The following is a 15,173-nucleotide window of genomic DNA, read 5'->3' on the forward strand; positions in this document are numbered from 1 at the left end:
AAAAAATCAGGTTGATCAGGCTACGGAAGTTTCACCGGAAACACTCAGCTCCAGCATTTTACGAAGCTTGTCAATATCAATCCCATTTTTCGACTTGCCATCTTTGCCTACGCCCGCAACATTTGCCCAGTTGCCCCAGTTGCTTGCCGGAGCGTAATCGATCAGCTTCTCTTCAAAATAAACGGCCCCATTAGTCCAGTGTACCTTCAGGAAATGAACCAGGTAAGTGGCAACAACCAGCCGTCCGGTGTAGGAGATATACCCCGTATCGTTCAGCTCGGTCATGTAATTATCAATCAACGGATATCCGGTATCCGCGGTTTTCCATTTCTTCAACACTGAGTTCGCAGGATCTACAGAGCTAAAAAAATCAGATTCAAAATCAGGTTCCTTAAAGAAACGGGTACCATGTTTTTTGAACATAAAGCGGTAGTAATCCCTCCACAACAATCCCAGTAGCATTTGGTTGAAATTGGCATTGCTGCCAAACTTCGACTCCGCTTCTTTTACCATCCAGTACACCATCCTTGGCGACAAACATCCCAAAGAAAGCCATCCGGACAAACGCGAAGAAAAGGCTTCGCGCTCCGCAGATTGTTTGGCCGTATATTTCTGATATACGGCAGCTCCTTCTAAAAGCAGGTCAGAGAGATGCTGCAAACCGGCTTCTTCACCGCCACGCAACGCATCCTCCTCGCCAGGAAAAGTCTCCTCTTCAAAGCCAAGGTCTTTAAGGCCGGGCAGCTGACCCCAGTCTTCATTTTCCACAAATTCAATGTGGTCTGGCGACAAGAAGCAGGATTTTACCATAGCATCACGCTCAGTCTTTTTCTTGAACTGGGCGAATACATCAGGGATGTCTTTAATTGGAAAAGGAAGGTCTTCTTTATTATATAAAGTGTGCCCAATAAAATGTCTCAGATTGATTTTGAGCTTCCATAACAAGTCTTCTACTTTTGTGGAGATCTGTGTTTCCTCTGGCGCCACTTCCCGGTGATGGTAAACTTCCGAAATCTCGTACTGATCTACCAGGCCTGCCATCAGCTCTTCAGGTTTTCCATAGAGCACCAGAAGGTCTCCGCCAAGCTGCTGAAAAGATGCCCGTAAGGCAGCCACACTCTCCAGCAGAAACTTCGTTCTGCTCATTCCCGTTTTGACTGTATTAAATTGCGTGGGATCAAAATAATAAGGATCGAAAAAGTAAACAGGCAAAATACTGTCAGATTTCGATATCGCCTCAACCAACATCTCATTATCGTGCAAGCGAAGATCATTACGGAACCAAACCAATATTCTCTTAGACTTCATTTATTCTGCTCGAATTTTATAACAATCCACAAAAATATACGATTTTTCACCGGATAAAGCATCCGTCAGGTAATATTTACATAAGCGCTACAAAAAATAGCACGAAAATGAACATTGTATCAAACTAATTCTCAAACAGAAAGGTTATCACTTCATGAAGCAGCACATACTCATTACGGGTGCCACCGGGTTAATTGGCCGTAGACTGACAAAAGCGCTCCTTGCTAAAGGACATACGGTTGCCGTTCTTTCCAGAAAACCTGTCGACATCCCCAATGTAAAGGTTTACCTCTGGGACGTCGAAAAAAAGGAGATTGACTTCGGATGTATGGACGGTGTTTCCTCCATCATCCACCTTGCGGGAGAAAGTGTTGCTGCAAAAAAATGGACCGACGAGCAGAAACAACAGATCGTAAAAAGCAGGGTGCAATCAGCTCAGCTTCTTTACACCGCCATTAAAGCGACCGGCTCATCCCTCAGCAAATTTATCTCGTCTGCTGCCGTAGGGTATTATGGCGATCGCGCGGATGAAATTCTGCATGAAAACAGTACTGCAGGCAAGGGTTTTCTTCCCGAATGCTGCATTGCCTGGGAGGCTGCCGCCGACGAAGGCAAGGCGATGGGCATCAACGTCATTAAACTCCGAACCGGGGTTGTCCTGGATAAGAACGATGGTGCTTTGCCCACCATGGCACTCCCCATCCGCTTTTTCGCCGGGGCCACCCTCTCCGATGGCAAACAATGGGTGCCATGGATCCACATCGACGATATGGTTGGCATCTTCATTCATGCACTGGAACAGGAATCCATCACTGGCACCTACAATGCCTGTGCTCCCTATCCGGTGACCAACAAAACCATCACTCAGGCGATTGCACATCAGCTTCACCGCCCAGTCTGGCCCTTTAAGGTTCCCAAATCCTTCCTATCCTTATTGATGGGCGAGATGAGCATTGTCGCCACCATGAGCACCAATACTTCTGTAGAAAAGCTCCTGGAAAGCGGTTTCAGATTTAAATACCTACAACTTAACGATGCTTTAGCCGATATTTACGGCTCCTAACTACCCGGATACTTCATGAAAAAAGAAATTAGCATCTGCTGGCTCAGAAGAGATCTAAGACTCGAAGATCATACTGCACTTTACCATGCCCTGAAAGGCCCCCATCCCGTATTGCTATTGTTCATCTTCGACACCAACATCCTCAGCAAGCTGCCAGTAAAGGATGCAAGAGTAACATTTATCTACAACACCATCAAAGAGCTCAATGAGCAACTGGCACAGCACGACAGCTCCATCGTTGTCAAACATGGAAGCCCGGAAAAAGCATGGACAGAACTCATGGAGGAATATCAGGTCAAGTCTGTCTTCACCAACCATGATTATGAACCGTATGCAGCCGAAAGAGACGATTCCCTGGCGGAATTCCTTCGCTCTGAACACATCAGCTTCCATACCTACAAAGACCAGGTAATCTTTGAGAAAGATGAAATCGTTAAAGCCGATGGCAAACCATATACGGTATTTACTCCCTATTACAAACAATGGCTTCGAAAACTGGACGACTTCTACATCAAACCTTACCCCATTAAAAAATACCTTAAACACCTACTAAAAATCAAGCGCCAGCACATTCCTTCTCTTTCTGACATGGGTTTCGAAGCCTCAGCACAGAAATTCCCATCAGAAGATTTCAGCAGGAAACTCGATGCCTACGAAAAGCTAAGGGACTTTCCTGGTGCCGATGCCACGACCCACATAGGCATGCACCTCCGCTTCGGCACGGTCAGCATCAGACATGCCGCAGCACAGGCAAAGACGCAGCAGGCGGAGAAATGGCTGTCGGAACTGGCATGGCGCGACTTCTACATGATGATCCTCTGGCACTTTCCGCATACCGTAAACAGCGCCTTTAAACCTGCCTACAACAACATCAAATGGAGAAACAATGAGGATGAGTTTGAGGCCTGGTGTCAGGGAAATACCGGATATCCGCTGGTCGATGCGGGCATGAGGCAGCTAAATGCAACGGGTTACATGCACAACCGTGTGAGGATGGTCGTGGCCAGCTTCCTCAGCAAACACCTGCTCATCGACTGGAAGTGGGGAGAAACCTATTTTGCGGAGAAACTGCTGGATTATGAAATGGCCAGCAACGTCGGTGGATGGCAGTGGGCCTGCGGATGTGGAAATGACGCAGCCCCATATTTCAGGGTTTTCAACCCGGAGCTGCAGATGAAAAAATTTGACCCCGATTTCAAATACATTGACAAATGGCTTCCTGAATATAAAAAACAAAAGCATGTCCCACCTATTGTTGAACATGCTTTTGCAAGAGAAAGAATCCTTAAAGTATTTAAAGCAGCCCTAAATAATTAGGGCTGCATCATTTTAATTGTCTACATCAACAATTTCGATATCGAAATCCAATGTTGCATTTGGTGGGATGACGTAAACGCCAGTTGAAGTATTTTGGCTGCCCGTAATACCATAACCTAGAACTGATGGCACAAAAAGACGTATTTTCGCACCTTTCTTAAACTCCTTCAATACTTCCCAACCGGAAATCAAACCCGCAAGGGTACCGGTAAAAGTACCGTCCGTGCTGGAGTCAAACTGTGTGCCGTCAAGCAGCCTTCCTGTATATTTCATGGTCAATGTAGAAGCCATCGTAATTGCCTCACCCGACGCATCGCCGGTAGTTTCCACGATGTAAGTTGCTCCTGAATACCCTGCAGGTTTTACCGCGCCGGTCAGGTTTTTGGCGGTTAGGAAGTCTGCAATGCGTTGCTGATCCAATGCCGCCTGACTACGTTGTGCGTAAGCCGTAATTTCAAACTCAATAAGGTCATTTGAAGGCACCTTAAGTGTAGTATTCCCATTTTTTCCAAATGCCAGGTAAGAAGGAACAAAAATCCTCGCAGATCCTCCTGGTTTCATCTTAAGCATCACTTCCCTGAGGGCGGCAATGTTCACCGTCGAAACTGTACCAACATACCCCACAAGGTTGGCCAGGTTACTATTTGCTGTCGGACTGGAATATACTGTTCCGCTAAGCAATGATTTCATCGTAGACTCATAAAGGATGGAGTCTGTATTTTTATAAAAATCACCCGTGGCAGGGTTATTCACCACATAATAATATCCGGTAGCAGCAGAGTCTGGCGTTGCGATAATGTTATTGGCAGCAAGGTACTCCGAAAGTTTACGGTTGTCGATGGTTTGGATGTCTTCGTAGTCTTTCTTACAAGAGTTCAGCAGTAAAAGCGCCCCAAACAAGGCAATGGTATAAAGTGATAACTTTTTGATCATTTTTATTTTTCTATTTCTTTTTGACGACTTTCAGCAGGTCGATGGTAAAATCTAATATGGTGTTGGCAGGAATGCCGGATTGTACAAAATCTCTATATGCCAGCGATGAGGGGATAAAAAGACGGATCTGCCCGCCCTCCTTAGTCATGGATAAACCTGTTCTCCAACCCTCAATACGCTGAGAAAGCAGGTAACTCCGGGGCGCACTTTCCGTCACCGTTTCGAAGGCTGTAGTATCACCCAGAATCCTCCCCGTATAAGCTACACGGATGCTATCCTCCAGGGAGGGCGTCGCAGCGGTATCCTCACCCTCGACTACCATCAGGTAAAATAAACCCGAAGGATCCTTCGTAGCCGTAATCCCAGAGGTATCCAAAAATTCCCTGATCTTCGCCGTGTCTATTGCCAGCTGAGCCTCACTATTGAAAGGATCATTCTTTTTGCAGGCAATGTAAGCTGCTGACAACAACAAAAGACCAAGAAAAATCCTGCTTTTAAACATATTGCACAAAAATAGTCTTTTATTGGGGATGGAACAATTTTTAACCAATTTTAACAAATACAAAGGGGCTTTAAAAAAAATGGGCTGCCCTTTTTAAGGCAGCCCGGCAATCAATGTTTAACAACATCTTTTATTTATTAATAACAGTATTTGTTGGCCGCGATGAGCTGCTGGGCAACCTGCTGCCTTACTGCTTTTACATTGAACGCCTCCATCTTGGTAAATCTGCGCAGGCCCACCATCATCATCCGCTGCTCATCTCCCTCAGCAAAGGCCCAAAGCGCTTCCTTACCCGCTTTCTGTAAGGCATCTACAGCTTCTACAAAATAAATACGCATAAGGTTCAGCTGACCTTCACAGGCGGCCTCGCCACGTAGCTGCACCAGTTTTTCCGTCCTGAGCATCGCTGATTCCGCCACATATACATAACTAGCCATATCTGCGATGTTCATCAGGATTTCCTGTTCCTTGGATAAACTCATCATCAGTTTCTGTACCGCCGCACCAGCGACCATCAGCGTGGCCTTTTTAAGGTTTTTAATGATTTTCTTCTCTGCAGCAAACAAGGCATCATCCTCTTCCCCAAAATCAGGGATCGACATCAGTTCCGCAGCAACGGCGGTCGCCGGAGTCATTAGATCAAGCTCTCCCTTCATCGCCCGTTTCAACATCATATCTACAGTCAGCAACCTGTTGATTTCATTAGTACCTTCAAAAATTCTGTTGATCCTTGCATCACGATAGGCGCGATCCATCGGTGCTTCAGCCGAAAAGCCCATTCCACCATAGATTTGAACACCCTCATCCACGACGTAATCCAGTACTTCGGAGCCCCATACTTTCAGGATGGCACATTCTACCGCAAACTGCTCCGTAGATTTCAGCTTTGCCTTACTTGCATCCATTCCAGCGGCGACCAGTGCATCGTATGCATCATCAATATTTTGCCCGGCGCGGTAATTGGCAGACTCCACGGCATAAACCTTTGCCGCCATCTCTGCTAGTTTGTACCTGATCGCGCCATACTTGGAAATCGGCCGATCAAACTGAAGGCGCTCATTGGCATAATTTATCGCGGTATCAATGACCGATTTTGAAGCGCCAATTGCAGCTGCCGCAAGTTTAATCCTTCCGATATTCAGGATATTTACCGCAATCTTAAATCCGTTCTGGCGATCGGAAAGCATATTTTTTACCGGCACAGGACAATCATTGAAGAATACCTGACGTGTCGATGATCCTTTTATGCCCATCTTGTGCTCCTCGGGATTCATCGTAATGCCCCCAAATCCACGCTCCACGATAAAAGCCGTCAGGTTGGCATCATCATCAATTTTGGCAAATACAATAAAAATGTCAGCAAATCCACCGTTGGTAATCCACATTTTCTGTCCGGTGATCAGGTAGTGCTGACCATCATCAGCGAGTTTAGCCTTCGTTTTTCCAGAGTTCGCATCCGAGCCGGAATTCGGCTCAGTAAGGCAATAGGCGGCCTTCCATTCTCCTGTACCCAGCTTGGGGATATATTTTTCTTTCTGTTCAGCATTTCCATAATAGAGAATAGGCAAAGTACCGATACCTGTATGTGCAGACAAGGCTACCGCAAAGGAATGCCCCGCGCCAATCACATCTGCAACCAGCATGGAGGTATTGAAGTTCTTGCCAAAACCTCCATATTCTTCAGGAATAGAAACACCAAGTAATCCGAGCTCACCTGCCTTATCCATCAATGAAGGCATCAGACCTTCCTCCTGCGTATCGATGCGGTCCAGGTTTGGATATACTTCTGCCGACAGGAAATCACGGCAGGTCTGCGCAATCATCTGCTGCTCTTCATCAAACTCCTCAGGAATAAATACATCCTGATAATTGGTTTCTGTAATCAGAAACTCACCACCTTTAATTGTTTTTTTGTCTGTAGTTTCCATAGTTTATCAATGATTAAAGCATTTCAAAAATACCTGCTGCGCCCTGTCCGCTACCCACGCACATGGTCACCATTCCATACTTCTGATCCCTTCGTTTTAACTCGTTAAACAACTGCACGCTCAATTTCGCCCCCGTGCAACCCAGCGGATGTCCCAACGCAATGGCCCCTCCATTTACGTTCACCTTCTCCTGGTCAATGCCCAATGTTCTGATCACTGCGAGCGACTGTGACGAAAAAGCCTCGTTGAGCTCTATCAAATCAAGATCTTCCAGTTTCATCCCCGCCATAGCAAGGGCTTTAGGGATCGCCTCTATAGGCCCGATGCCCATAATTCTTGGCGGCACACCGGCAATGCCATAACTCAGCAATCGCGCCACCGGATCCACCCCAAGCTCCTTCATTTTTTTCTCTGATACCACGAGCACAAAGGCAGCCCCATCAGAAGTCTGAGAAGAGTTTCCAGCGGTAACGCTACCGTCTGCCGCAAACACAGGCTTCAGCTTCGCCAGCTTTTCCATTGACGTATCCGCCCTTGGGCCCTCGTCCGTATCGACCACATAACTGCGGCTTTGTTTCTTCATTTTATCATCAAGAAAATTCTCTACCACCGTAATCGGGGCAATCCCATCTTTCAGGTGTCCGTTTTTTATGGCTTCTACGGCTTTTCTGTGAGAATGATAGGCAAACTCATCCTGATCCTCGCGGCTCACCTTATACTCATTTGCTACAGCCTCAGCAGTCAAGCCCATGCCCCAGTACCAGTCCGGATTTGTCCTGGCAACCTCAGCGTTGGGCACCAGTTTCCATCCGCCGAAGGGCATTCCCGACATCACTTCGACACCTCCCGCAACAATACAGTCCGCCATCCCGCTACGAATCTTGGCTACCGCCGTAGCAATAGTCTCCAGCCCTGACGCACAATACCTGTTAACCGTTACCCCCGGTACTTTATCCGTATCCAGGCCCATCAGTGAGATCATCCTGCCAATGTTCAATCCCTGTTCAGCCTCCGGTGTGGCATTACCAACAATCACATCATCAATCTGTTCCTTGTTCAGGTTGGGCACAGAGGCCACCAGCTGCCTGATCACTTCTGCCGCCAGGTCATCGGCCCTGGTAAAACGAAATACACCACGTGGAGCCTTGCCCACAGCGGTACGAAATCCTGCTATAATATATGCTTCCTGCATGTCTGTATTTTTTAGCTTAGTTTCTAAGCGGTTTTCCTTTTGTAACTATACTCTGAATGCGCTCAAGGGTTTTACGCTCGCCGCATAATGATAAAAATGCTTCTCTTTCAAGATCCAGCAAATATTGCTCGGTGACTTCTGTTGGTGATGACAGATCTCCACCACACATCACCCATCCCAGCTTTTCAGAAATCTTTTTATCATGCTCCGAAATGTAATGACCGGAATACATGGTATTTGCTCCCGCATATACAATACCCAATCCCTGCTTTCCTAGGACCTTAATGTCTTTACGAGGTACCGGCCTGGTATAACCAGCCTCCGCAAGCTCGATGGCTTTCGCCTTGGCGTCTGCGATCAGACGGCTTCTGTTCATGCTGATGGTATACTTTCCCTTCTGCAGATAACCGAGTTCCAGCGCTTCTACCGCAGAGGTAGAGACCTTCGCCATACCAATGGTCAGGAAACGTTCCTTCAGGGCATTCTGTACAATCTGGTCTTCACGGTAATCGTCGGATGCCCGCAGCGCAAACTCCTTGGAGCCACCACCACCAGGGATCACGCCCACACCAAACTCCACCAGTCCCATATACGTTTCCGCATTGAGCTGAACATGGTCTGCATGCAGACTGAACTCACAGCCACCACCAAGGGTCAGGTTATGTGGTGCTACCACCACCGGAATGGACGAATAACGGATACGCATGGAGGTATTCTGAAACATCCGTACCGCCAGGTTCAGCTCCTCCCACTCCTGCTCTACCGCCATCATGAAGATCATGCCCACATTTGCACCAGCAGAAAAGTTGGCTCCGTCATTACCAATAACCAGGCCACGGTAATCTTTCTCGGCCATATCAATGGCCTTATTGATGGCCTGCAAAGTGTCCCCGCCAATAGTGTTCATCTTGGAGTGAAACTCCACATTCAGGATACCATCGCCAAGGTCAATAATCGACGCACCCGAGTTCTTCCATACAGTATGGTTTGCCCTTAGGTTATCCAGCACGATGAAGGCCTCCGTACCAGGAATAGCTTTATAACTTTTAGTAGGAATATCATAATATTTCCTGATGCCATCTTCCAGTTTATAAAATGAGCGATTCCCCGCCGCGAGGAGTTCATGAATCCAGGCCGCTGCCTCGTGCCCATACTTACTCATCCCTTCCAGTGAAGCTTCAATACCAACCGCATCCCACACTTCAAAAGGGCCAAGTTCCCATCCGAAGCCCGCACGCATGGCATCGTCAATGCGGTACAACTCATCAGAAATCTCCGGGATCCGGTCTGACACATATTCAAACAAGCCGAAAAAAGATGCACGGAACAATTCAGCAGCTTTATCTTTTCCCGCAGCAAATACTTTCATACGCTCCCTCACATTTTCAATCGGCTTGGTCAACTCAAGTGTGGCCGACTTCACCTTCTCCTGAGGTCTGTATTCCAGTGTCTTCAGGTCGAGGGCAAGAATCTCGCTCTTGCCATCCGCACCCTTTGTTTTTTTGTAGAAACCCTGCTTTGTTTTATCTCCAAGCCAATTGTTGGCTTCCATCTTCTTCACATATCCTGGAAGTTCAAACAGTGCATGAGCCTTATCATCAGGACAATTGTCGTACAATCCTTTAGCTACCTTAATCATTGTATCCAGTCCCACTACATCCGTAGTACGGAAAGTGGCCGACTTAGGACGGCCGAGGGCCGGGCCAGTAAATTTATCCACCTCCTCAACCGTAAGTTCCATTTTCTCCACGAGATGCAGCAATGCCATGATGGAATATACACCTACCCTATTGGCAATAAATGCAGGGGTATCTTTGCACAGCACAGTAGTCTTACCCAGGAACTGATCTCCATAATGCATCAGAAAATCAACCAGCTCCGGATGGGTATCCTTAGTGGGAATGATTTCCAGCAGGCGCAGGTACCTTGGCGGATTAAAAAAGTGTGTTCCGCAGAAGTGAGCCCTGAAATCATCAGAGCGCCCTTCCGCCATCATATGGATCGGGATCCCTGAAGTATTGGAAGTAACAAGTGTACCCGGTTTACGGAATTGTTCCACCTGGTCAAACACCTTTTTCTTGATGTCAAGATTCTCCACCACCACCTCAATTACCCAGTCGTAACCAGCAATTTTTGCCATATCATCCGAAAAATTTCCAGTCGTAATTTTCCGGAGTACAGATTTGGAATATACCGGCGAAGGATTAGTTTTTACGGTCTGCTGCAGTGCAGCATCAACGATCCTGTTTTTCACAGCAGGATGATCCAGGGAAAGACCCCTTGCTTCTTCTTCCGATGTAAGTGCATTAGGGGCAATATCAAGCAGGAGCACCTCCACGCCTATATTGGCGAAGTGGCAGGCAATACGGGAACCCATAATGCCAGAGCCCAATACGGCAACTTTATTTATCTTCTTGTTCATATTTTTCTGTAGGATTATATGCCAATGTCAATTTATTTAGTTTCTGCAATGTATTGATCAAGTTGTTTTTCTCGTGTGTGCTCAGGTGCTCATTGAGGTAGTCATTAAAGGCAATTACTACTCCCTTTGCAAGCTTCCTCTTTTCCTGGCCGAACTCCGTCAGGTAGACCTTTACGGATCGTTTGTCACCCACAGAAGTCTCCCGGTATATCAACCCCAGTTCTTCCATATTGTTTAACATCCGTGATAAGCTCGTCGCCTTTACGCCTAGTAAACCCGCCAGCTTTGAAACAGCCGTCCCCTCCTTCTCAATATTAATCAACACATAACCGATAGCTTGTGTGATCCCAAAGCCCGAGGCAATCTGGTTGTAGGTATTGGAGACGTTCTGCCAAACTACCTTTAAAAAATAATCTACGGTTTCCTGCTGTTTCATTTATTACTATGCTTGCATAACAAAGCTATCGAATTAAAAGTTGAAATACAACAGCCGAAAAAAATTATTATCACAAAAAAACCGCTCCTGATTCCAGGAGCGGCATACTATAAATATCTGTTTATCAGATTAAAACAAAGTAAACTCTACCCTTCTGTTGGCTTGACGGCCAGCAGCGGTTTTGTTTGTTGCTATAGGTTGATTAGGTCCGTATCCTGTAGCTTCGATTCTCGAAGCATTTGCTCCCTGTGACACCAGATATGCTTTTACAGACTCCGCACGATCTTTCGACAAGCGAAGGTTCAATGCCATAGATCCTGTATTATCAGTGTGCCCAGCCAGCTTCAGGCTGAAGTTTTTTTCAATCAGCAACGCAGCTACACGGTTTAACGTAGCATAAGATTTCTGACGGATCACCGCTTTACCAAGGTCAAACTCGAGATTTTTAATGGCTTCATCTACTACCCTCCGGTCTGCCTCAGTGATGATTACTTTTTCAACAGGAGCAGGTGTTTTCAAAGGACATCCTGAACCGTCAACAACAGTACCGGCCGGTGTACCCGGACATTTGTCCAGTTTATCAGCCACGCCATCATCATCAGAATCTTTCAGCAGATCGTCAATCTGACCTCTCAGCCTTGCGTTATCCGCTTTCTGTGCATCCACCTCTGCTTTCAGCGCATTTGCCGTTTGCTTTGCTTTTAAGGCCTCATCATAGGTCAAGGCCACAGGATTATGCCAAGCCAGCTGCTGTTTGCCAGCACCCAGTGAAAACTCCAGTCCGCCATAAGCATAAGAATATTTATCATTTCCTTCTTTATAAACACCATCCAGATTGTCGCCATCCACGAAATTGACTGTCCAGCCGAGATCAAGGTTGATTTTATCAGAAAGCTTAAACTTTGCGCCCAGTCCTACGGGCACAATCAGCTCGCTGATCGTTTTGTCGTTCGCATAGGGCGTAAGTGAGCTGCTGGCAGCACCAGTTTTCACTTTGTAACCTGCCAGACCGGCACCCGCAGATGCGTAAAGCTGCAACGCATTATTTTTATTGAACATATCAATATTGAACATATTGACTACTGCATTTAAACTACCAGAATAACTCAGGTCTGTTTCAAACGCACCTACCCCATTATTGGGAAGCAATCCGCTTTCATAAGGTTCACTATTGTCGCCGGACAACTTTCCTCTGACACCGTCGAGCCTTAAAGAGAAATATGGGGTAAATTGTTTTTTGATATACAGTCCGTAGCCGAAGTTCGACTTCCAGTTCGAGAAATCATTCTTTCCTCCCAGTGGCGATATTGGACTCAATACACCGCCGTTTATACCGATAGACCAGGTATTAAGCGGAGCGGAAGCAGGCTGATCCTGCGCCTGCGCGGTGCCGCCAATCAAAAGGGCAGCAACTGCGAAAGGTAAACATCTAAATAGTTTTTGTTTCATAAAACGAGTGTTAAATAATTGTTACAATGTTTAATCAATTACCCTTATTCAATACTTAGGCCAATTATGAAAACTGCTTCAAATAACTGAAACGTAAAAAAAGTGTGTGGAATTCTATACAAGCTAACCTTTATAGTTTTCTGCGTCGGCATATAACTTATCGATGCCAGTGGCATTTTTCTCCAGAATGACCTTCCTTTTGAGGCTGAGCTTAGGTGTAAGTTCACCACCGTCTATGCTCCATTCTTTGGACAGCAGGGCGAAACGCTTCACCTGCTCCCATCGTCCAAACTCTTTACAGCTGTCGGCAACAATGCGTTCATATTTCTCGATCACCTGAGGGTTCAGGACCATCTCCTCATTCGTAGTGTAAGGAATGCCTTTCCGGCCACACCATACTTTAAGCGTTTGAAAAGCAGGGACAATCAGTGCGGATGGGAACTTTCGGTTTTCACCAAGCACCATAACCTGCTCCACAAAAATGGATTCCTTGAACTTGTTCTCTATCGTCTGCGGTGCCACATATTTGCCCCCAGCTGTCTTAAAAATCTCTTTCTTGCGGTCGGTGATCTTCAGAAACCGATTGTTGACCAGTTCGCCAATGTCACCGGTATGGAACCATCCCTCCGCATCTATATTTTCTGCAGTCAGGTCCGGCCGGTTATAATAACCCTTCATCACATGATGTCCCCTTGTAAGTACCTCGCCGTCATTGGCAATTTTAATCTCAACACCTTCAATTGCAGGACCTACTGTTCCGAACATCGTTCCGCCAAAATGATTGACAGTGATTACAGGAGAGGTCTCTGTGAGGCCATATCCTTCAAAAACAGGCATTCCGGCTGCCCAGAAGATCCGGCATAAGCGCGGGTTCAAAGCTGCTCCACCAGACACGATCACTACAATCTCCCCACCAAGTGCCTCACGCCACTTGGAAAAAACCAGCTTGCCCGCAAGCTTTAGCTTCAGGTGGTAGAACCATCCCTTGTTAAAATCATACTGCTCAGCCAACGCAACAGACCAAAAGAACAATGCCCTTTTGATACCGGTCAGGGCTTTGCCCTTCTCCATGATCTTATCGTATACCTTCTCAAGCAAACGCGGCACTGTAGAAAAGGCATTCGGCTTAACGAACTGAATATCTGCGACTATCGTATCCATGCTTTCTGCATAATATACCCCGGCCCCACCATAGAGGTAGAGATAAACGATCATCCTTTCAAAAATATGAGATAGCGGAAGAAAACTCAGCACCTTGCCGATGCCCCCGGGCAGCAGCACAGAAGAATGTACAAAGTTATTTACCAGGTTACTGTGGGTCAGCATTACGCCTTTGGGTTTTCCTGTGGTCCCGGAGGTATAAATAAGCGTTAAGATGTCATTTGGGGTCACGGCAGAACGATATTTATCAAGATCTATCTCCAGACGGGTGCGCCCATCTTCTACCAGGGCCTCCCAGTGCTCCACTCCATCAAAGGCATTAAAGCTATACACTTTCACTGTCGCGCCCGCAGCTGCAATTGCAACTTTCAGCTTGGCATACAGCGCATCATCGGCCACAAAGGCAATGGTGATTTCTGCATTTTCAAGAATAAACTGAATGTCATGCTCTGCCATCGTAGGATATAAAGGCACCTGATGTGCACCGATCTGCATGATGGCAAAATCGGTCAGGTTCCACTCAGGCCTGTTTGGCGACATGACTGCGATGCGGGAGCCCTTACCGGCGCCAATGCCAATCAGTCCCCTGCTGAGGGCATCAACAGTGCTGCAAAAGTCCTCGGTACTGTAATTTATCCAGTCGCCTTTAATTTTGCCGTTTATGAATTCTGCCTTTGGAAATTGCTGGAGGTTGTATTGAAGTAGATCAAATACTCTGGTTATCGTTACGGCCATACATTTGGTTATTTTGGGTAGCTTACCTGTTCCTTATCAAATCTAATAATTTATCTTGTGTAAATAAAACCTGTTTTGTACCCCTTTTGTTCTGACCATAAATATCCCTTGCCATCCCCGGACTTCCAACCATTAGATACATTCCAGGAATAATCCCGGCACAATAGTTGATAGCGTAGGTTTTATCTTATAAAAATCAAATAAACACAGATTATGAAAAAATTACTAACTATTATTTGTTTAACAGTTATTGCGTCATTTGCAATGAACTCAGTATCTAAAGCGCAGAGCTACGACAATGCGATTGGTGGTCGTTTCGGAGCAGCAAACGGAGTAACTTTCAAAACAACTCTTGGTGGTAACAAAATGGTAGACCTGATCGCAAACTTCAGATCTAACAGCAGCTATTCCTGGTTCCGCTTCACGGGTTTGTATGAGATTTACAACCCTATCAACGATGTACAGGGCCTGAACTGGTATTATGGTATCGGTGGTACACTAGGTTCCGTTAAAAACAAATATTTCGACGAAAGTGATCTTTACCTGGGAGTAGATGGTGTGCTTGGACTGGATTATAAATTTGCTGACGCACCGATCAACATTTCACTGGACTGGAAACCGGCAATCGGTCTGGTTCCTGATACAGATTTTGATGCTTCAGGTGTGGGACTGTCCTTACGTTTTACGTTCTAGTAAGTAACGCAGAAGGAATAAAAAAAAGAGGATG

At 46.3% G+C, this 15,173-nt stretch carries 12 protein-coding genes; 3 read left to right on the plus strand and 9 right to left on the minus strand.

Annotated elements, in window-relative coordinates; translation table 11 throughout:
* Positions 1-15 precede the first annotated feature (15 nt).
* On the minus strand, positions 16-1,308 hold the full coding sequence (locus tag PBAL39_RS16215; protein WP_039866817.1) for a DASH family cryptochrome: 1,293 nt from the start codon (positions 1,306-1,308) through the stop codon (positions 16-18).
* A gap of 154 nt (positions 1,309-1,462) precedes the next feature.
* On the opposite strand from PBAL39_RS16215, the gene PBAL39_RS16220 reads away from it, so the two are divergent.
* Both PBAL39_RS16220 and PBAL39_RS16225 read left to right on the plus strand, forming a co-directional pair.
* The gene (locus PBAL39_RS16220; protein ID WP_008243423.1) at positions 1,463-2,371 is read left to right on the plus strand and encodes a TIGR01777 family oxidoreductase; all 909 of its coding nucleotides are present in this window, start codon (positions 1,463-1,465) and stop codon (positions 2,369-2,371) included.
* Positions 2,372-2,386: 15 nt separating this feature from the next.
* Positions 2,387-3,688: a deoxyribodipyrimidine photo-lyase gene (locus PBAL39_RS16225; RefSeq protein ID WP_008243425.1), complete on the plus strand. Its 1,302-nt coding sequence runs from the start codon at positions 2,387-2,389 to the stop codon at positions 3,686-3,688.
* 12 nt (positions 3,689-3,700) lie between these two features.
* Here PBAL39_RS16225 and PBAL39_RS24760 read toward each other — a convergent pair whose 3' ends face one another.
* The 8 genes from PBAL39_RS24760 to PBAL39_RS16265 form a co-directional block, all read right to left on the minus strand.
* Positions 3,701-4,621, minus strand: a complete 921-nt coding sequence (locus tag PBAL39_RS24760; RefSeq protein ID WP_008243428.1) for an FKBP-type peptidyl-prolyl cis-trans isomerase — start codon at positions 4,619-4,621, stop codon at positions 3,701-3,703.
* 10 nt (positions 4,622-4,631) lie between these two features.
* Positions 4,632-5,123 carry an FKBP-type peptidyl-prolyl cis-trans isomerase gene (locus PBAL39_RS16235; protein WP_008243432.1) on the minus strand — a complete coding sequence of 164 codons (492 nt, stop codon included), beginning with the start codon at positions 5,121-5,123 and terminating at the stop codon, positions 4,632-4,634.
* 137 nt (positions 5,124-5,260) lie between these two features.
* Entirely contained in the window at positions 5,261-7,051 is a 1,791-nt protein-coding gene (locus tag PBAL39_RS16240) for an acyl-CoA dehydrogenase family protein (protein WP_008243434.1), read from the minus strand.
* A gap of 13 nt (positions 7,052-7,064) precedes the next feature.
* Positions 7,065-8,243, minus strand: coding sequence for an acetyl-CoA C-acyltransferase (locus tag PBAL39_RS16245; protein WP_008243436.1), 1,179 nt, complete (start codon positions 8,241-8,243; stop codon positions 7,065-7,067).
* A gap of 16 nt (positions 8,244-8,259) precedes the next feature.
* Complete coding sequence (locus PBAL39_RS16250) at positions 8,260-10,665, minus strand: 3-hydroxyacyl-CoA dehydrogenase/enoyl-CoA hydratase family protein (protein WP_008243437.1); 2,406 nt, start codon at positions 10,663-10,665, stop codon at positions 8,260-8,262.
* Positions 10,646-11,101, minus strand: coding sequence for a MarR family winged helix-turn-helix transcriptional regulator (locus PBAL39_RS16255; RefSeq protein ID WP_008243438.1), 456 nt, complete (start codon positions 11,099-11,101; stop codon positions 10,646-10,648). Before PBAL39_RS16255 ends, PBAL39_RS16250 begins: the two co-directional genes overlap by 20 nt.
* A 129-nt stretch (positions 11,102-11,230) precedes the next feature.
* On the minus strand, positions 11,231-12,550 hold the full coding sequence (locus PBAL39_RS16260) for a DUF6089 family protein (RefSeq protein ID WP_008243441.1): 1,320 nt from the start codon (positions 12,548-12,550) through the stop codon (positions 11,231-11,233).
* Between the two features lie 123 nt (positions 12,551-12,673).
* Positions 12,674-14,446, minus strand: coding sequence for a long-chain fatty acid--CoA ligase (locus tag PBAL39_RS16265; RefSeq protein WP_008243443.1), 1,773 nt, complete (start codon positions 14,444-14,446; stop codon positions 12,674-12,676).
* 213 nt (positions 14,447-14,659) lie between these two features.
* Between PBAL39_RS16265 and PBAL39_RS16270 the strand changes: the two genes are divergently transcribed.
* A complete protein-coding gene (locus PBAL39_RS16270; RefSeq protein ID WP_039866820.1) occupies positions 14,660-15,139 on the plus strand; it encodes a hypothetical protein in 480 nt (159 codons plus the stop codon).
* The last annotated feature ends 34 nt before the right edge of the window (positions 15,140-15,173 follow it).

Source organism: Pedobacter sp. BAL39 (assembly GCF_000170795.1).
Classification (GTDB): Bacteria; Bacteroidota; Bacteroidia; order Sphingobacteriales; family Sphingobacteriaceae; genus Pedobacter.